Origin of the sequence: Pseudonocardia oceanicola (assembly GCF_047200735.1) — a bacterium.
Classification (GTDB): Bacteria; Actinomycetota; Actinomycetes; order Mycobacteriales; family Pseudonocardiaceae; genus Pseudonocardia.
In genome coordinates this window covers 38,837-56,528 of the sequence record NZ_JBJZON010000021.1, presented here as the reverse complement: position 1 = coordinate 56,528, position 17,692 = coordinate 38,837, and the positions used below count along the sequence as shown (strand labels likewise).

The following is a 17,692-nucleotide window of genomic DNA, read 5'->3' as shown; positions in this document are numbered from 1 at the left end:
ACCGTGAGCGTGGTGCAGACGGTGCTGGCCTTCGTGGTGCCGCCCGTCGTCATCTACGTGGTCGTGGCCCTGCTGACGATCGCGCCCAAGATGGCGAAGCGGCCGAGGTACCGCACGGGTGAGAAGTGGGACTACGACCCCGTGCTGTGGACGGCGAACCCCGAGGGGGCACACCTGCCCGCCCCTGCCGAGCACATCGAGCCGGCCGAGGGGGCCGCGACGACCGGGGGTGCCCGTGGCCACTGGTGAGCACGGCGGGCACGGCCACGGCGCCGTCGCCACGCTCGACCCGGAGAACCTGCCGGAGGGCACGGTCGTGACCGCGTCCGGCCGGATCTCGGCCGCGGAGGTCTTCACCGAGGTGGACACCTCCGACGGGGTTCCCTTCACCACCCCGCAGCTGTCCCGGCTCGACGAGGCGCTCACGCTGGCCAGCCGCGAGACCGGCCTGCTCTTCGCCATCTACCTGGGCGACCTCACCGAGAAGACCGAGGTGCGCGCGGTCGAGCTGCAGGCCTCGCTCGAGCGCGCGCCGGAGTCCGTGCTCGTCGCGGTGAGCCCGGGGCAGCGCGTCGTCGAGGTCATCACCGGCTCGGAGGCGAAGCTGCGGCTGCCGGACCGGGGCGCCAAGCTCGCCGTCATGAGCATGGTGGCCTCGTTCAAGGAGAGCGACCTGCTGGGCGGGCTGCTCAGCGGGCTGCGGATGCTGGCCGACCAGGCCGGTCCGCGCCGCTGACGGCACCGGGTCACCGGGGCCGGACGCGGGCCGGGCCACACCCTCATCACGCAGTCGTGCGGGATGGGTAGGGCCCGTCACGCCATATGGTGCAATCATGTGGGCGAGGCGTACGGGTTCCTCCACGCTCCGGACAGTGACCGGCACCGCGTGGGCGGACCGGTGCGGTCCCAGGACCGTTCGTCGGTCCGACAGCGAAGGCCATCCTCGTACTCCATGAGTGAACCGACCCGGCACGACGACCGGCAGCGACCCCCGGGCATCGGCACGCCCGTCGTGGTCGTCGACGACCACGAGCTCGTCGCGACCGCCCTCGTGCTCAGCCTGCGCTCCGAGGGGATCGAGGCCTCCCGCATCCGCCCGACGGCGGAGCGCGGCCTCCTGGCCGAGGCCGGCAAGCTCGGGCCCGGGCTCGTCCTGCTCGACCTCGACCTGGGCCGTGACCCGGAGGGCAACCGGATCGACGGCGTACAGCTGGTCGGCCCGCTGCTGGGCATCGGGTGGCAGGTCCTCGTGCTGTCCGGGAGCGCCGACCCGGCCCGCGTCGGCTCGGCCCTCGACGCCGGCGCGCTCGCCTGGGTACCCAAGAACGCACCGTTCCCGACGCTGCTCGCGGCCGTGCACGAGGCTGTCGCCGGGCGTGCGGTGATGTCCGACGACCGGCGACAGAAGTTCATCGACCTCTCCCGTCGCCGACAGGCCGAACGCCGGGACCTCACCGAGAAGCTCGGCAGGCTCACCCAGCGCGAACGCGAGGTGCTGGCCGAGCTGGCCCGCGGCAAACGCGCCCAGGCCGTCGCGGACCAGTTCGTGGTGTCACTGGCGACCGTGCGCACCCAGATCCGCGCGGTGCTCACCAAGCTCGAGGTGAGCTCGCAGCTCGAGGCCGTGGCCCTGTACCGGAGGGCGACCGGGACCTGAGCCGGCCGTCGCCGCAGGTCACGAGGACGGCTCGGGTCGGGTGAACGCCCGACGGCCGACCGGCTGAGGCTCCTCGTCCGCCGCGTACCCGGGTGCGCGCATCCCTAAGATGGATGAGCGGTGCGCCGGGGGCGCGCCCGGGGAGGGGGTCCTCGGCGTCATGGCGACGGGTGTCACGAGCGCGGTGGGGCGGCTGCGGCGCGCCCGCTTCACCTCGCGCCTGGCCGTCGACGTGGGGGTGCTGCTCGCGCTCTGTGCCGGGGTCGCCGCGCTGGTCGGCAGCCCGCAGGTCGTGGAGTGGCTGCAGCAGGAGACCGCGGCGGACATCCTCACCCTCGTCGGCGCCGGTATCGGCGCCGCGGCCGCGATCCTGGCGCTGGTGGCCTCCCGCCTGCTCGGCGAGGCCCGGCTGGCCTGGTTGGCGGCCGCCCTGGTCCTCTACGACCTGGTCGTCCTGCCGTGGGGCGTCTCCGCGCCGACCGGCACCGCCTCCTCGGCCACGCAGGTCTCCCGGCTGCTCGCCTACGCCACCGCGCTCGTCCTGCTGGTCTTCGCACTGCGCTCACCGCGCCGGCTGGGGGCGTGGGGCGGCTGGGTGATCATGGTAGGCGGGGCGGTCCTCGCCGTCCTGGCCCTGTTCCTGGTGCCGGACCTGGGACCGGTCACGCGGGTGGTCGCGGGGCCGGTGAGCGCCGTGGTCGTCGTGATCGGTTGGATCGGCGCCGCGGTCCTGGCGGTGGTCGACGCCGTACGCCGGCAGAGCACCACCCGGCTACGCATCGGGCTGGGCCTGGTCGTGGTGGCCGGCGCCCAGCTCTACCGGCTGTCCACCCCGATGGGCCCACCGGTGCCGGACCTCGTGTTCCCGTGTCTGAGGATCGTCGGCATGGCGGTACTGCTGGTCGGGTTGCTGCAGCTCGTCCAGCGTGGGCTGCGGTCGCTGCAGGAGGAGAACTTCGAGCAACAGGAGGAGCTCGCCGCCGCCGCGCTGCACATGGAGCGCGCCGCAGTGCACACCGCCGAGCGCAACCACGAGCTGCGCAACGGCCTGGCCGGGCTCGCCGGCATCACCCACCTGCTCTCGGCCGAGGCCGACGGGCCCGACCACGAGCGGCTGCGCAGCGCGGTCCTCGCCGAGCTCGGGCGCCTGCACACCATCCTCGAACGCTCGGCGGACGCGCTGCAGCTGGAGCAGGACCTGGCCGGCGACGAGGCCGACGAACCCGCGTCGTACGAGGTCGAACCGATGCTCGCGGGCCTGGTGGCGCTGCAGCGGGCGCGGGGCCGGGCAGTGGCTCTCGAGGTGCCCGACGGGCTCGCGGCGCTCGGCGACTCGGCCGTGATCGCACAGGTCGTCACCAACCTGTTGGCCAACTGTGAACGTCACGCGCCGGGAACTCCCGTCACGGTGACGGCGTTTTCCGAGGGTGACGAGGTGGTAATCGAGGTCAGGGACCGCGGGCCGGGCCTTCCCCCGGGGAAGGAGCACGAGGTTCTCGGACGGGGTGTACGCGACGCCGGTGCCGGAGGTTCCGGATTGGGGCTCCACATCAGCAGCGAGCTCATGGAGGGGCAGGGAGGGTCCTTGTCCCTACGGACGGTGGACGGTCCGCGCGGCTGTGCCGCGACCATCACCCTTCCGGCCGTCGACGCGAACCGACCGGCCACCGACCACGTCGCACAGTAGGGCAACGACGAACACCGCCGGGCGTCTCACCACTCCTGGTGATAGCCCGCAGGGGTCGATCAGTTGCATACTGTGCTCCATCCGGCCCCTCAAGGCCGGTCGGAAGAAAGGTGGGATCCCGAATGGGTGAGTCGGACAACGCCCGTCCGCGCAGCCGGACCACTGACGGTGGTCCGCAGGGATCCTCCTCGTCGGTACTGACCCCTCCCACGGGGATGCCGGCGGTGGACGATCTGGCGACGCCGCACGTCGCGGTGCCCGCCCAGCGGACCGGTCGCGAGGGCACCGAGGCTCCGGCCGCGCCGCCGGTCGCACCGACGCCGCCGGCCCCCGCCCCGGCAGGGGTGTGCGTGTGCGGGCACGAGGCCGAGGCGCACGAGCACTACCGCCGCGGGGACGACTGCGGCGCCTGCGGCGCGTCCGTCTGCGGCCACTACCGGCCCGCCGACGGCGGCGGGTCGAAGAAGGGGCTGCTCAGCCGCCTGCTGGCTCGCTGACGGCACGAACCACCGAGGGCTCGCCGGGCGTCGTCCGGCGGGCCCTCGTTCCGGTCGCGACCATCGCCGTGCCGATCGTGCCGCCGACGACCAGCGCGATCGTCACGACCAGCGCGATGCCGGTGATCCGCCCCGGCCGCACGAGGCTGACCAGCAGCAGGGCCGCAACCAGGGCGATCGACGTCGCACCGCCCGTGTGGCCGCTGGGATAGGCGAAGCCGCCGAACTCCATCGTCCGCCCGATCGCGGGCTTGAGGAAGGTCGTGGCGACCCCGGTGAGGCCCGGGCCCACGATCGCGACGACGGCGAGCCGGCGCCGGCCCAGCGCCAGACAGAGGCCGCACAGCGCGAACGCCGCGAACACGACCAGCGGCGGTGACCCCAGTTCGCTGAACCGCCACAGGAGCCACAGGTGCGCCGAGGCGAGCGAGTCGACCAGGCTCTCCGCGCGTCCGTCGAGCACGCCGTGGCCACGCTCCCCGGCGTAGCGGACGCCGAGCAGCGCGAACACCACGGTGGCCAGCCCGACCGCGACGGCGGCCGGCCGGCGCAGGTGCTCGGGCACGGCCGGAGGGGCGTGCGGACCTGCGCTCGTCACGATCTCCAGCGTTCCCGGTGATCAACCGGAGATGCATCGCCCGTTCGAGTAGAGGGGTGTGGCGTCGACCGCGCGGCCCGGCGGTGGTGAGACCTCGACCGCGACCAGACCGGACGGGGTGAGTGCCGACTGACAGGCGGAGACGCCGCTGTCGTAGCCGCCGGTGTAGAAGTCGATGTGCGGGTGCCCGTTCGCCTGGTACTCGTCCCGGCACGGCGCGCAGAGATCCTCCATCACGAAGTACTTCCGCAGCGGGGCGTAGTAGACGATCGTGCCGACGGCCAGGTAGTCCGGGTCGGCGGCGAAGGTGATCGGGTCCGCGTACGTGCCGGTCCCCCCGGCCTCGGAGTGCGCCACCGGGTAGGCGATCGCGGCGCTGCCGGGCGGGTCGTTGTCGTAGGCGCCGTAGAAGGTCACCTCGGTGTTCACGGTGCGCCCGGCCGGTCCGGTGGCGCCGCCACCGCCGCCTCCACCAGCACCGGAGCGTCCCGGCCCGGGCGTCGAGGCCTCCGGGGTGGACGACGGGGTGGGCGTGGGCCTCGGGAGGTCGTGAGTGGCGTCGAGGGCCGCCCGCAGTACGGAGGGGGCGCCGGGGACGGGCATGGCCGCGGGCCGGGAGGAGGGCACGGGGGCGGGTGCGACCGTTGCCGGGCCGGTGGCGACCAGCGCGGCCTGGTCCGCGCCGGGCTCACCGCAGCCGGCGGCGACGAGGCATGCCAGCAGGACGGGGTAGAGCGCGGACGGGATGCGCATGCGCGGACTCCGGCGGGTCGGGGGTGCCGCAGACGGGGGAGCACGGATCACCCTCGGTGAGATGCGGAGTATGGCAGTGCCGGCCGGAGCAGTCGACGTTCACCCGTACGCCGAGCAACCTTCTCGCGCACTGTGGATCCATCACGTGTCCGGGGCGAGCCCGGGAGCGCACTGTGGATCCATGACGCGTCCGGGGCCGGCTGGAGCGCGCAGGATGGATCCTTCACGCGTCCCGCCGGTCCCGGAGCGCGCTCCGGATCGACGATGCGGTCAGCTGCGGTCGAACTCCCGCGCGGCCAGGGCGCGGACGATGCCGGCCCGGCCCTCGGACACCAGCCGGCGCAGCGCGGGTGGGTGGCTCTCGTCGGCGAGCCAGGCGTCGGCGGCGTCGACCGTCGACTTCTCCACGGCCCAGGACGGGAACAACCCGAGCACCACGCTCTGCGCGCGCTCCGAGGTCCGCCGCGCCCAGACGTCCGCGACCTCGGCGAAGTACTTCTCCACGTAGGGCGCGAGCAGGGCCCGCTGGCCCGGGTGGCTGAACCCGCCGATGATCGCCTCGTTGACGGCATTGGGCAGCTCGTCGTCGTGCACCGCGCGGTCCCAGGCCTTCGCCTTGGCCTCCGGCGTGGGGACGAGGGAGCGGGCGCGCTCGGCCTGCCGCTCGCCGGCCGCGGTGGCGTCCCGGCGGTGCTCGGCCTCGATCGCCTCCTCGCCGGCCCGGCCGTGCGCCGCCAGGGCGTGCAGCAACCGCCAGCGCAGGTCCGTGTCGACGGTCAGCCCCTCCGGGACGTCCCGGCCCTCCAGCCAGGCGGCGAACCGGTCCAGCGTCGCCGCGGGCAGGACGCTCCCGGACAGCGCGTTGACCACGGCGAGCTGGGCGTCCGAGCCGGGCTCGGCCGAGTCGAGCTGGGCGGCCAGGGCGTCGGTGAGCAGCGGCCAACCCGTGTCCGCGGCCCACCCCTCGTCGGCGTAGGAGGCCACCGCGGTCTGCACCTGCAGCAGCAGCCGCTGCACGACGCCGATCTCGGTCTCCCGGCCGAACCCGCCGGCCACCAGCGTGGTGAAGTCGCGTGCCTTGAGCTCGGCCTCGCGGGTCATCTCCCAGGCCGCCGACCAGCACAGGGTGCGGGGGAGCGGCTCGGCGATGTCGCCGATCCGGTCGATGAGGGTGGCGAGCGAGCCCGGGTCGAGCCGCAGCGCGCAGTAGGTGAGGTCGTCGTCGTTGACCAGGACGAGCTTCCCGCGCGGGCTCCCGATCAGTTCCTCGACGGCCGTGCGCTCGCCGGTGACGTCGACCTCGACCCGGTGGGTCCGCACCAGCCGGCCCTCCTCGTCGTCGTACACGCCGACGGCGACCCGGTGGGTGCGCAGCTCGCCCGCGCCCGGCCGGGCGCCGCCCTGTACGACCTCGAACGAGGTGAACCGGCCCTCGTCGTCGACCTCGAACTGCGGGCGCAGCAGGTTGAGCCCGGTGGTGCGCAGCCACTGCGCGCCCCAGTCCGACAGGTCCCGGCCGGAGGCCTTCTCCAGCGCGCCCAGCAGGTCGTCGAACGTGGCGTTGCCCCACTCGTGGGCCTCGAAGTACGCACGCAGCCCCGCCATGAACGGCTCGAGCCCGACGTAGGCGACCAGTTGCTTGAGCACCGACGCGCCCTTGGCGTAGGTGATCCCGTCGAAGTTCACCTCGACGGCCTGCAGGTCCGGGATGTCCGCGGCGATCGGGTGCGTGGAGGGCAGCTGGTCCTGCCGGTAGGCCCACGACTTCTCGACGTTGGCGAAGGTCGTCCATGCCTGCGCGTACTCGGTCGCCTCGGCCTGGCAGAGCACCGAGGCCCAGGTGGCGAACGACTCGTTGAGCCACAGGTCGTCCCACCAGCGCATGGTCACGAGGTCGCCGAACCACATGTGCGCCATCTCGTGCAGGATCGTCTCGGCGCGCCGCTCGTAGAGGAAACGCGTGACCCGGGACCGGAAGACGTAGTCCTCGAGGAAGGTCACGGCCCCGGCGTTCTCCATGGCGCCTGCGTTGAACTCCGGCACGAAGAGCTGGTCGTACTTGCCGAACGGGTACCGGATCCCGAAGTTGCGGTGGTAGAAGTCGAAGCCCTGCCGCGTCTCGGTGAAGATCCGCTCGTGGTCCATGTGGGGGGCCAGCGAGGCGCGGCAGTAGATGCCGAGCGGGATGCCGTCGTGCTCCGTGTGCCAGCTCGCGTACGGGCCGGCGATCAGGGCGACCAGGTAGGTCGACATGATCTCGGTCTCGGCGAAGCGGTGGACGGTCGCGCCGTCGTCCGCGGAGGTCTCCGCGACGGCGTTGGACACGACCTTCCAGTCGTGCGGCGCGGTGACGGTGAGCGTGTAGCGGGCCTTGAGGTCCGGCTGGTCGAAGCAGGCGAACAGGCGCTTGCAGTCCGCCGTCTCGAACTGCGAGTAGAGGTAGACGCCGCCGTCGACCGGGTCGACGAAGCGGTGCAGCCCCTCGCCGGTGTTCATGTAGGCGCCGGTGGCGTGGACGGTGAGCTCGTTCTCGGCGGCCAGGCCGGGCAGCGCGATCCCGTCGTCCTCGCGGTAGCCGGAGACGTCGAGCGCGGTGCCGTTCAGTGTGGCGGACTCGACCGAGGCGCCCACGAAGTCGATCCAGCTGTCCGCGCCCGGCTCGGCGCAGGCGAACCGGACCGTGGTCGTGGTGGCGAAGGTCTTCTCGCCCGGTCCGCCGCGGCCGTCGGTGAGGTCGAGGTCGACGACGTAACCGGAGACGTCGAGCAGGGCGGCCCGGCGCTCGGCGTCGGTCCGGGTCAGGTTGGGCGGGGCCATGAGCGGGGGACGGTCCTTCCGGCAGACGTGTGGCGTGAGGGCATCCAATCACGTGGGTGAAGTGGTCGCCCCGTCATTGCGCCCGGCGCCGGCGGGGTATCCGGGAACAGGCCGTCCACCCCTCGGGGTTGTGCGGAACGATCGAGTCCCTCCCCGGACGAACGGAGTGCCCATGACCAGCACCGAGACGGAGAAGACGAAGGTCGACGTCTGGTTCGACCCGCTGTGCCCGTGGGCGTGGCTGACCTCCCGGTGGATGCTCGAGGTCGAGAAGGTCCGCGACATCGAGCTGAACTTCCACGTGATGAGCCTGTCGGTGCTCAACTCGGGCCGCGAGCTGCCGGAGCAGTACGAGGCGATGATGGAGAAGGGCTGGGGTCCGGTCCGCGTCTGCATGGCGGCCGCCGAGCTGAAGGGCCCGGAGGTCCTGCGCCCGCTGTACACGGCGATGGGCGAGCGCATCCACAACGGCGGCAACAAGGACTTCGACGTGGTGATCAAGGAGGCGCTGGCGGAGCTGGAGCTGCCCGCGTCCCTGGCCGAGGCCGCGACGTCGACCGAGTACGACGAGAAGCTGACGGCGAGCCACCACGCGGGCATGGCCCCGGTGGGCATGGACGTCGGTACGCCGGTCATCCACGTCGACGACGTCGCCTACTTCGGCCCCGTGATCAGCAAGGTGCCGCACGGCGAGGACGCCGGGAAGGTCTTCGACGGCGCCCGGCTGCTGGCCGGGTGGCCCCACTTCTTCGAGCTGAAGCGCACCCGCACCGAGGACCCCGACTTCGACTACTGATCCATTCCCGCGTCCCGTGTCGCACGAACGGCACTCTTGTGCGGACCTACCGCACAAGAGTGCCGTTCGTGCATCCGGCGGGAAGGATCAGTGGGCGGCGATGAACATGTCGCGCAGCACACCGGTCTCGAGCTCCATGTCGCGCAGCCGCGCCTTGACGAGGTCGCCGATGGAGACCATGCCGACGAGGCGGCCGCCGTCGATCACCGGGAGGTGCCGGTAGCGGTCTCGGGTCATCCGGGCCATGGCGCTGGCGATCGGCTCGTCGAGCCGAGAGGTGGCGACCTTCCTGGTCATGACCGCGTCGACGCGGAGGTCGAGCAGCTCCGTGCGCCGGTGCGCGAGCTCCCGGATCAGGTCCCGCTCGGACACGATCCCGACCATGCGCTGGTCGGCGTCGCACACCACCAGGGCGCCGACCCCCAGGCGCTCGAGCCGGGCCACGGCGTCCGCGACCGTCGCCCAGGGCAGGATCGTGTGCACGGTCCGGCCCTTCGCGTCGAGGATGTCCGCAATCTTCATCGCCGTTCCCTCCGCCGCAGTTCTCGGACGCCTTCATTCTGCTCCCGGACGCTCGCTTTCGTCCTGAAACGATTTGGCGGATCACCTGGGTGGCCGACGGCGTGTCCGCGTCTCGCTCGTCCCTCACCGACGGTGCCGTTCACGATCGTGACGGGATGATCGGTTCCGGCCCGGACGGGTGGGGCGCGCTGCGAGCGTGCGGCCGTGGGCGGTTACGGACGGGCGCTGGGTGCGGCGTTGGCGGTGGTGGTCGTGCTGGCGGGCGTCCTCGTGGCGGCCGTGGTGCGGGAGGGTCCGGAGGGCGGGGTCCGGGTCGACGGGCGGTGGTTCTCCCGGCCGGACGGCACACCCTTCTACTGGCTGGCCGACACGGCCTGGGAACTGGTGACCGCGGTCGACGGCGACGAGGCGGCCGACTACCTCGGCACCCGCGCCGACCAGGGCTTCACCGTGGTCCGCACCGCGCTGGTGCAGCCCGGCGCGCCGCGGACCCGGGAAGGGGACGCGGCCTTCGCCGGGCACCTCGGCGCACCGACGGAGGCCTACTGGGAGCACGTGGACGAGCTCGTCCGGTCCGCGTCGGCGGAGGGCGTCACGCTCGCGCTGGCCCCGGTGTGGAGCGACGGGCTCGCCGGCAGCCTGGTCACCGAGCGCAACGCCCGGGAGTACGGCACCTTCCTCGGCGCCCGGTACGGCGACGCCTCCGTGGTCTGGCTGACGGGCGGCGACGACGACGGCGCGCACGAGGGGATCTGGGCGGAGCTGGTGGAGGGGTTGCGGGAGGGCGGGAGCGACGCGCCGGTCGCGCACCTGCCGCGGGGGTCGGGAGGCCGCGACGGCGCCGCCACGGGCCGCTCCGGCACCGGGTCCGGGCAGGGCGAGTCCGCCCCCGGGCCCGCGGGCGGCTCCGCCGGTCCCGGTGGGCCCGCCGCGGATTCCGAGGGGTCCGACCCGGTCGGCGGCTCCCGGTCGCGCCCAGGAGGCGACCACGGGGCGAAGGGCGACGACCGCGAGTTCGGCAGCGGTGCCGATGGCGTCGGGGTCGAGCGTGGTCCAGGAGCGGACGCCGTGGAGGTCGGGGCGGGAGCGGAGGTCGGGGCGGGAGCGGAGGGCGGCGACGGCGAGCCCGGGGCCGGAGCGGGCGTCGATATCGCTCTCGGGGGTGGAGCGGGCGTCGTCGGGGTCGAGGTCGGCGCTGGTGGGGAAGCCGTCGAGACCGGGTCCGGGACGGAGGACGGGGCCGCGGGCGAGGACGGCGGGCCGGCGGGCGCCGGGTCCGGCTCGGCCGACGTGACCTCCGCGGCGAGCGGCAGCTGCGCCTCGTCCGCGTCGCGGGCCGACGCGCGGGCCGCGGCGGCGGGTAGCGGCACGCCGCTGCTCGACGCTACCCCGCCCGTCGAGGGCGAGGACTGCGTCGGCGCCACCGGCACCACCGGGTCGACGAGCGACCACGACGTCCGCGCCGAGGCCTGGCGCGCCGCGCTCGGGGGCGCGAGCGGGGCCACGTACGCCGACTCCGCCGTCTCCGGGTTCGGCCCGGGCTGGGACGCGGCGGTGGCGACCGACGGCGGCGCCCAGCTCGGCGTGCTGAAGCGCGTGCTGGAGTCGCGGCCCTACCGCCTGCTGCAGCCGGCCGACGAGGTGCTGGCCGGCACCGGGTCGGAGGGCGACGACCGCATCTCCGCCGCCGTCGCCTCGGACGGCTCCTTCCTGATCGCCTACACACCCGAGGGCGGGGACGTCACCGTGGACCTCGACATGCTCGCGGCGGACCGGGTCGCCGCGTCCTGGGTCGATCCGCGGACCGGCGAGGTGCTGGCGGTCGAGGAGCCGGTCGAGGCGACCGGGCTCGCCGCCTTCGAGGCGCCCGCGGGCACGGGCGACGAGCGGGACTGGGTCCTGGTGCTCGACGACGAGGCCGCGGGCTTCGGCGCACCCGGTACCGAGGTCCTCGAGGACCCCGGCTCCGCGACCCTCTCCGGGACGGTCGGCGAGGAGGCGGAGGACGGTGACCGGCCGCGTCCGCGCGACCACGACGACGACCAGCAGCCCGAGCAGGGGCAGCCCCGGCACCGGACGGCGGACGGGACGGCACGCCAGGACCCCGACGGCGGCCGTGAGGACCCGCCCTCCCACGACGGCTCCCACGACGGCTCCGGCGAGCCGGCCGAGCGGACCGAACCCGACGAGACGGCGGATCACGAGAAGCCCACCCAGCCCGAGAAGCCCGCCCAGCCCGAGAAGTCGACCCAGCCCGAGGAGCCCGCCCGGCCCGAGAAGCCCGCCCAGCCCGAGAAGCCCGCCCAGCCCGAGGAGCCCGCCCAGCCCGAGAAGCCCGCGGCCCCGACCTCGGGCACCTGGGACAGCCTCGCCGCCTGCGAGTCGTCGGGGAACTGGAGCATCAACACCGGCAACGGCTACTACGGCGGTCTCCAGTTCGACTCCGCCACCTGGTCCGACTTCGGCGGCACGACGTACGCCCCACGGGCCGACCAGGCCACGAAGGAGCAGCAGATCGAGATCGCCGAGAAGGTCCGGGACCGGCGCGGCGGCTACGGCTCTTGGCCCGCCTGCGCGCGCAAGCTCGGGCTGCCGCGGTGAACGGCCGCCGTGCGGCGCACCGTAGGACCCGTGCCACGCGGCGGCACGGACGAGGTCGATCCGCACCGCGACGCGGAGCGCGACTCGGCGGGCCCTCGGCCGACCCGCCGGGCGATCACCGGTCGTCGCGTGTCCCCCTGCCCGGGGTGCCCCCGTCCGACCCGACCTCCCGGCACCCCGCGCGCGCGTAGTGCCTACCCTTGACGGTCATGACCCCGCCCGAGCCCGACGCCCCGCGTATCGGGAACCGCTACCGGCTCGAGGAACGCATCGGCGTCGGGGCGATGGGCGCGGTGTGGCGGGGGACCGACGAGCTGCTGAACCGGACCGTGGCCGTCAAGGAGCTGATCGCGGCCGGCGCGCCGGTCAGCGGCAACGCGGCCGACGCCGCCGAGGAGTCCCGCCAGCGCCTGCTGCGCGAGGGCCGGATCGGCGCGCGGCTGCAGCACGCGCACGTCATCAGCATGTTCGACGTCGTGGTGCACGACGAGCGGCCGTGGCTCGTCATGGAGTACCTCCCCTCGCGCTCGCTCGCGGTGGTGCTCGGCGAGAAGGGACCGATGGAGCCGCGCGAGGTCGCCGCGATCGGGCGGCAGGTCGCGGACGGCCTCGCGGCCGCGCACGCCGCGGGCGTGGTGCACCGCGACATCAAGCCCGGCAACGTGCTGATCGCCGAGGACGGTCGGGCCAAGATCACCGACTTCGGGGTCTCGCGCGCGGTCGACGACGTGCAGCTCACCCGGACCGGCATGATCGCCGGCACCCCGGCCTTCCTCGCCCCCGAGGTGGCACGCGGGCAGGAGCCGACCTCGGCGTCGGACGTCTTCGCCCTCGGCGCCACGCTCTACGCCGCGGTGGAGGGCGAGCCCCCTTTCGGGCTCGACGACAACGCCTACGCCCTGCTCCACAAGGTCGCGACCGGTGCCGTCCGCCCGCCCGAGAACGCCGGCCCGCTGACCGCGCTGCTCATGCGCCTGCTCGCCAACGAGCCCATGGACCGGCCCACCGCGGCCCAGGCCCGAGACGCCCTCACGGCCATCTCGGGCGGCGCCTCGCCGGCCGGCCTGACCACGACCGCGCCGGTCAGCACCCAGGTGCTGCCGGGCCCGCAGCCTGCCGCCGCGAAGTCGGGCCCGCGCACGCTCACGGACATGCCCGCGCCGCCCGTCGTCGTCCCGCCAGGGTCCGAGCGGCCGCCCGCCGCCGGGAAGCCGCGGGGCCGGCGTCTGTTGCCGTTCGTCGTCGTGGCCGTGGTGCTGCTCGTCGTGGGCATCGGGGTCGCCATCGGCGCCATCCGCGCGGCCGACAGCGGCGAGCAGGGCGGCGGCGCGGCCCCGCCGGCGGCGGCGCCCACCACCACGCCGACCCCGACCCGGACCTCCACGCCGACCACGACCCCGACCACGACCACGCCGTCGGCGACGCCGTCGACCTCGTCCTCCGCGGCCTCGGACACCGACGCGGTGTCCTTCGTGCAGGGCTACTACAGCCTCCTGCCCGACGACCCCGACGCGGCCTTCGCGATGCTCGGCTCGGAGGCGCGGGCCGCGTCGGGCGGCATCGACGGCTTCCGCCGCTTCTACGGCGGGATGAGCGACGTGGAGATCCAGAACGCCCGCTCCACCGGGGACGGTCAGGTCTCGGCCACCATCGTCTTCACCCGTACCGACGGCTCCACCAGCAGCGAGCCCTACACCTTCCGGGTCGGCACGGGCAGCGACGGCGACCAGCTCATCCAGTCCTTCTCCCGCAGCTGATCGGGCCGGGATCGTTCCGAGGGCCACGGGAGGGCCGCTCGGCCGACGCTCCCGTCCCGCTCGCACTGATCTCCAGCTGACGGGCTGCGTGCATCCGTGATCGTTCCGAGCGTCACGCTGCGGCTCGCTCGGCTGCGCTCCTGTGTCGCTCGCGTTGATCTTGGACCCAAGATCGCTCTGAGTGGCACGCGAGCGCTCCTCGAGCAGCGCTCCTGTGACCCTCGCTGTGATCACCACGACCGCGGTTGCCCGACAACCGCCCACCGCGGCGCCCGGCAACCCCTCAGGCGGTCCGAGAGGCCGGCTCCGTGAGGTGGCCCGTCACCCACCGCACCACCTCGGCGGTGAACTCCGCGCGGTGGGCGACGGCGTGGGTCTCGTGGCCCTCGTCGTCGAACAGCAGGAAGTGGGGGGCGGCGCCGCGGGCCCGCAGCGCCTCGACGATCCGCTCGGCCTCGCCCAGCGGCACGTTGGTGTCGTACGCCCCGTGCACGACCATCAGTGGCGCGCTGATCCGGTCGGCGCTGTGGATGGGGGAGAGCGCGCGCAGCATCTCGCCGTCCCGCTCCGGGTCGCCGTACTTGGTGGTCGCGGCGGCGGCGATCCACGGTTCGGTGTCGGAGTAGAAGGTCTGCAGGTCGGACATGCCGCACACGTCGACGCCCACCGCGAACAGCTCGGGGAACCACGCGAGCGCGACGAGGGTGAGGTAGCCGCCGTAGGAGCGCCCGGACACGCCGATGCGGTCCGGGTCGGCGAGCCCGGACGAGGTGAGGAAGCCGACCGCCGCCCGCACGTCCGTGATCGCGGTGAAGCGGCGGTCCAGGTCGTCCGCCTGGGAGAACACGCGCCCGAACCCGGCCGACCCGCGGACGTTGGGCGCGAACACCTGCACACCGGCCGCGACCAGCGCCTGGAACAGCGGCTGGAAGACCGGGCGCTCCTGGGCCTCGGGCCCGCCGTGCAGCCACACCAGGGTCGGGGCGGCGCCGAACCCGCCGCGCGGGCGGAACAGCCAGCCGGTCAGGGTCAGCCCGTCCTCGGCGCGGAACTCGTGCAACGTGGGGTCGACGAGCTGCTCGAGGGGGTCGAAGGTGTCGGGGAGCAGCGGGGTGGGCTCGGCGAGGGGGACGTCGAGCGCGATGCGGGCGACGTGCGGCGGCACGGCCGGCCCCTCGCTGCCGACCAGCAGCGCCTGCCCGTCCCGGGTGAACGCCAGCCCGGTGACGACGTCGCCGGGGTGGTCCGGCACCGGGTCGGTGAGCCCGGTGCGCAGGTCGACGAGCTCGAGCTCGGAGCGGCCGTCGACGTTCCAGACGAGCGCGGCGCGGGCCCCGGCCGGGTCGAGGGCGACCTGGTCGAGGTCGTCGTGTCCCCGGCAGGCGACCTCCCATGCGAGGGAGACCTCGCCGCCGGACTCGTCGTCGCCGATCGAGCAGGCGAGCAGCGCCGGGCGCTCGCGACCCGCGTCGGTGTGCAGGTAGAGCACCGCGCCGGTGACGCCGAAGCGCCCGTCGGCCACGGTGGCGTCGTGCCCGGGGAGCAGGTCCGTGCGCCGGCCGGTCCACAGGTCGATGAGTTCGAGGGTGCGGGCGCCACGGCGGCCGGTGCGCAGGACGGCGCGGCGGCCGTCCCTGCTGACCGCGCAGACCACGGCGGCCGGCCCGGAGCCGAGCACGATCGAGGACCCGTCCCGCACGTCGACGAGGCAGGCGACCCCGGACCCGTCCCCGCCGGAGGCGCGGTCCGAGTAGATGGTGACGCCGAGCTGGCGCCCGGTCGGGGACCAGGCGCCGAGCGTGACGGCCGCGGAGCCGGCGGCGATCTCACGCCGCTCGGTGCCGTCGGGCGAGAGCAGCAGGACCCGGGTGCGCTCCCCGCCGCCGGGGGCGACCTCGCAGGCCACGAACGAGCCGTCCGGGCACCAGCCGACGGCCTTGACGTCGCACGCCACCGCCGGGTCCACCTCGGTGTCCAGCGGCGTGGGCGGCTGCTCGGCGGGGTTCTCGCCCGCCGGCATCGGGCCGACGTAGGCGCGTGGGCGCCCGTCCCGGTCGGAGATCCAGGCCAGCAGGGTGCCGTCCGGGGAGGGCTGCGCGGAGCGGTACGCGGGGGTGAAGAGGTGCTCGTCCAGCTCACCGGCCAGCTGCGCGCGGCGCCGGTCGGTGAAGGTATCGACGTGGACACCGACGTTCATGAGCTAGATCCCCCTCTCCTGTAACCACATCTCCAGCAGTGCCACCTGCCACAACGCGTTCGACCCGAGAGTGGTACGCGCGGTGTTCGGATTCGCGAGCATACGGTCGAGCCAGTCCCCCCGGACAAGCCCCCGCGCCTTGGCCACGGGGTCGGTCACGGCGTCGCGCACCCGCTCCAGGAACGGTCCTTCCAGGTGACGGATCGCGGGCACCGGGAAATACCCCTTGGGCCGGTCGATGACGTCGTCCGGGACGACGCCGCGGGCCGCCTCCTTGAGGACGCCCTTGCCGCCGTGCGCGAGCTTCAGTTCGGGTGGGCAGGCCGCCGCCAGCTCGACGAGCTCGTGGTCCAGGAACGGGACTCGGGCCTCCAGTCCCCAGGCCATCGTCATGTTGTCGACGCGCTTCACCGGATCGTCCACGAGCATGATCGTGCTGTCCAGCCTCAGCGCCGCGTCCAACGTCTCGCTCGCGCCCGGCATTCCGAAGTGCTCGGCGACGAAGGCCCGGCTCGGGTCGTGGTCGAGCAGCCACTCGGGCTCCAGGACGTCGGCCAGCTCGGCGTGCGGCCGGTCGGTGAACACCGCCTGGTAGGCCTGCACGGCCTGGTCACGGGGGGTGTCGCGCAGCGGCGGGTACCAGTCGTACCCGGCGAAGACCTCGTCGGCGCCCTGGCCGGACTGCACGACGGTCACGGACTTCGACACCTGCTCGGACAGCAGGTAGAAGGCCACGCAGTCGTGGCTGACCATCGGCTCGGCCATCGCCGTGATCGCCTCGTCGACGGCCGGGAGCATCCGCGCGGGGTCGACCAGGATCTGCTGGTGGTCGGTGGCGAACTCCGCGGCCACGATGTCGGAGAACTCGAACTCGTCGCCCTTCTCGCCGCCGGCGGCGTGGAAGCCGACGGAGAAGGTCTTCAGCCCCCGCTGTCCCTCCCGCGCCAGCAGCGCCACGACGAGCGAGGAGTCCAGCCCGCCGGAGAGCAGGACGCCCACCGGGACGTCGGCGACCATCCGGCGGCGCACCGCCGTGCGCAGCGCCTCGAGCACGGCCTCCTTCCAGTCCGTGATCCCCAGCTCGGGACGGCGCTCGTGCACCGGGCGCCAGTACACGTGGTCGGCGTGCCGGCCGTCCGGCTCGTAGGTGCGCACCGTGGCGGGCGGTAGCTTGCCGACGCCCGCGAGGATCGTCCGCGGCGCCGGGACGACCGAGTGGAAGGTCATGTAGTGGTGCAGCGCCACCGGGTCGATCGAGGTGTCGACGCCGCCCGCCTCCAGCAGCGCCGGCAGCGACGAGGCGAACCGCAGTACGCCGGCGCCCTCGGTCACGTAGAGCGGCTTGATCCCCAGCCGGTCCCGGCCCAGCACGAGCCGGCCGCTGTCCCGCTCGGCCACGGCGAAGGCGAACATCCCGTGGAAGTGCTCCACGCACTGCGGGCCCCAGTGCGCGTAGGCCTTGAGCACCGTCTCGGTGTCGGAGTCGGAGAAGAACGGGTACCCCGCCGCCTCCAGCTCGCGGCGCAGGTCCCGGTAGTTGTAGATGCAACCGTTGAACACCACGGCGAGCCCGAGCGCGGAGTCGACCATCGGCTGGGCGCCCCGCTCGGACAGGTCGATGATCTTCAGACGGCGGTGGCCCAGCGCCACCGGGCCCGCCGCGTGCACCCCGGTCCCGTCCGGGCCGCGGCGCTCCATCGCCTTGACGATCCGGGCGACGACCGCCGGGTCGGCCGGGCTGCCGTCGAACCGCATCTCACCGGCGATACCGCACATGTTCCTGCTCCCAACTGCGTCGTGCGCCCCTGGT

The 17,692-nt window shown here is 73.8% G+C and carries 14 protein-coding genes; 8 read left to right on the top strand and 6 right to left on the bottom strand.

Features of this window, described 5'->3' with window-relative positions; all coding sequences use genetic code 11:
* The first annotated feature begins 3 nt into the window (after positions 1-3).
* The 5 genes from ctaJ (at position 4) to ACL02T_RS25405 (ending at position 3,841) form a co-directional block, all read left to right on the top strand.
* Complete coding sequence (gene ctaJ / locus ACL02T_RS25425) at positions 4-249, top strand: aa3-type cytochrome oxidase subunit CtaJ (RefSeq protein WP_412833284.1); 246 nt, start codon at positions 4-6, stop codon at positions 247-249.
* Positions 236-736 (top strand): DUF5130 family protein, encoded by a 501-nt coding sequence (locus ACL02T_RS25420; RefSeq protein WP_412833283.1) that lies wholly within the window; start codon positions 236-238, stop codon positions 734-736. The genes ctaJ and ACL02T_RS25420 overlap by 14 nt, the downstream gene beginning before the upstream one ends.
* A gap of 216 nt (positions 737-952) precedes the next feature.
* Positions 953-1,657 carry a LuxR C-terminal-related transcriptional regulator gene (locus ACL02T_RS25415; protein WP_412833282.1) on the top strand — a complete coding sequence of 235 codons (705 nt, stop codon included), beginning with the start codon at positions 953-955 and terminating at the stop codon, positions 1,655-1,657.
* Between the two features lie 109 nt (positions 1,658-1,766).
* A complete protein-coding gene (locus ACL02T_RS25410) occupies positions 1,767-3,344 on the top strand; it encodes a sensor histidine kinase (RefSeq protein WP_412833281.1) in 1,578 nt (525 codons plus the stop codon).
* Positions 3,345-3,568: 224 nt separating this feature from the next.
* The gene (locus tag ACL02T_RS25405; RefSeq protein ID WP_412833280.1) at positions 3,569-3,841 is read left to right on the top strand and encodes a hypothetical protein; all 273 of its coding nucleotides are present in this window, start codon (positions 3,569-3,571) and stop codon (positions 3,839-3,841) included.
* Here the strand turns inward: ACL02T_RS25405 and ACL02T_RS25400 are convergent.
* The 3 genes from ACL02T_RS25400 to pepN all read right to left on the bottom strand — a co-directional run bounded on the left by ACL02T_RS25400 (position 3,819) and on the right by pepN (position 8,009).
* The gene (locus tag ACL02T_RS25400) at positions 3,819-4,439 is read right to left on the bottom strand and encodes a phosphatase PAP2 family protein (protein WP_412833279.1); all 621 of its coding nucleotides are present in this window, start codon (positions 4,437-4,439) and stop codon (positions 3,819-3,821) included. The genes ACL02T_RS25405 and ACL02T_RS25400 overlap by 23 nt on opposite strands.
* Positions 4,440-4,460: 21 nt before the next feature.
* A complete protein-coding gene (locus tag ACL02T_RS25395) occupies positions 4,461-5,192 on the bottom strand; it encodes a hypothetical protein (RefSeq protein ID WP_412833278.1) in 732 nt (243 codons plus the stop codon).
* Between the two features lie 270 nt (positions 5,193-5,462).
* Positions 5,463-8,009 carry an aminopeptidase N gene (gene pepN, locus ACL02T_RS25390; RefSeq protein WP_412833277.1) on the bottom strand — a complete coding sequence of 849 codons (2,547 nt, stop codon included), beginning with the start codon at positions 8,007-8,009 and terminating at the stop codon, positions 5,463-5,465.
* A gap of 172 nt (positions 8,010-8,181) precedes the next feature.
* Between pepN and ACL02T_RS25385 the strand changes: the two genes are divergently transcribed.
* The gene (locus ACL02T_RS25385) at positions 8,182-8,805 is read left to right on the top strand and encodes a mycothiol-dependent nitroreductase Rv2466c family protein (protein WP_412833276.1); all 624 of its coding nucleotides are present in this window, start codon (positions 8,182-8,184) and stop codon (positions 8,803-8,805) included.
* A gap of 87 nt (positions 8,806-8,892) precedes the next feature.
* On the opposite strand, the gene ACL02T_RS25380 is transcribed toward ACL02T_RS25385, so the two are convergent.
* Complete coding sequence (locus ACL02T_RS25380) at positions 8,893-9,327, bottom strand: CBS domain-containing protein (RefSeq protein WP_412833275.1); 435 nt, start codon at positions 9,325-9,327, stop codon at positions 8,893-8,895.
* A gap of 204 nt (positions 9,328-9,531) precedes the next feature.
* Between ACL02T_RS25380 and ACL02T_RS25375 the strand changes: the two genes are divergently transcribed.
* Positions 9,532-11,928 carry an apiosidase-like domain-containing protein gene (locus ACL02T_RS25375; RefSeq protein WP_412833274.1) on the top strand — a complete coding sequence of 799 codons (2,397 nt, stop codon included), beginning with the start codon at positions 9,532-9,534 and terminating at the stop codon, positions 11,926-11,928.
* Between the two features lie 209 nt (positions 11,929-12,137).
* On the top strand, positions 12,138-13,685 hold the full coding sequence (locus tag ACL02T_RS25370; RefSeq protein WP_412833273.1) for a serine/threonine-protein kinase: 1,548 nt from the start codon (positions 12,138-12,140) through the stop codon (positions 13,683-13,685).
* A gap of 283 nt (positions 13,686-13,968) precedes the next feature.
* On the opposite strand, the gene ACL02T_RS25365 is transcribed toward ACL02T_RS25370, so the two are convergent.
* Together ACL02T_RS25365 and ACL02T_RS25360 are read right to left on the bottom strand one after the other, a co-directional pair.
* On the bottom strand, positions 13,969-15,882 hold the full coding sequence (locus ACL02T_RS25365) for a S9 family peptidase (protein WP_412833272.1): 1,914 nt from the start codon (positions 15,880-15,882) through the stop codon (positions 13,969-13,971).
* A gap of 3 nt (positions 15,883-15,885) precedes the next feature.
* Entirely contained in the window at positions 15,886-17,658 is a 1,773-nt protein-coding gene (locus ACL02T_RS25360) for an N-acetylglutaminylglutamine amidotransferase (protein ID WP_412833271.1), read from the bottom strand.
* Positions 17,659-17,692: the final 34 nt, after the last annotated feature.

What these genes read in the sequence shown, in the direction of transcription:
- ACL02T_RS25380 (WP_412833275.1), bottom strand. Translation starts at nt 9,327, where the DNA reads ATGAAGATTGCGGACATCCTCGACGCGAAGGGCCGGACCGTGCACACG.
- ACL02T_RS25360 (WP_412833271.1), bottom strand. Translation starts at nt 17,658, where the DNA reads ATGTGCGGTATCGCCGGTGAGATGCGGTTCGACGGCAGCCCGGCCGAC.
- ACL02T_RS25365 (WP_412833272.1), bottom strand. Translation starts at nt 15,882, where the DNA reads ATGAACGTCGGTGTCCACGTCGATACCTTCACCGACCGGCGCCGCGCG.
- ACL02T_RS25410 (WP_412833281.1), top strand. Translation starts at nt 1,767, where the DNA reads ATGGATGAGCGGTGCGCCGGGGGCGCGCCCGGGGAGGGGGTCCTCGGC.
- ACL02T_RS25415 (WP_412833282.1), top strand. Translation starts at nt 953, where the DNA reads ATGAGTGAACCGACCCGGCACGACGACCGGCAGCGACCCCCGGGCATC.
- pepN (WP_412833277.1), bottom strand. Translation starts at nt 8,009, where the DNA reads ATGGCCCCGCCCAACCTGACCCGGACCGACGCCGAGCGCCGGGCCGCC.
- ACL02T_RS25385 (WP_412833276.1), top strand. Translation starts at nt 8,182, where the DNA reads ATGACCAGCACCGAGACGGAGAAGACGAAGGTCGACGTCTGGTTCGAC.
- ACL02T_RS25370 (WP_412833273.1), top strand. Translation starts at nt 12,138, where the DNA reads ATGACCCCGCCCGAGCCCGACGCCCCGCGTATCGGGAACCGCTACCGG.
- ACL02T_RS25395 (WP_412833278.1), bottom strand. Translation starts at nt 5,192, where the DNA reads ATGCGCATCCCGTCCGCGCTCTACCCCGTCCTGCTGGCATGCCTCGTC.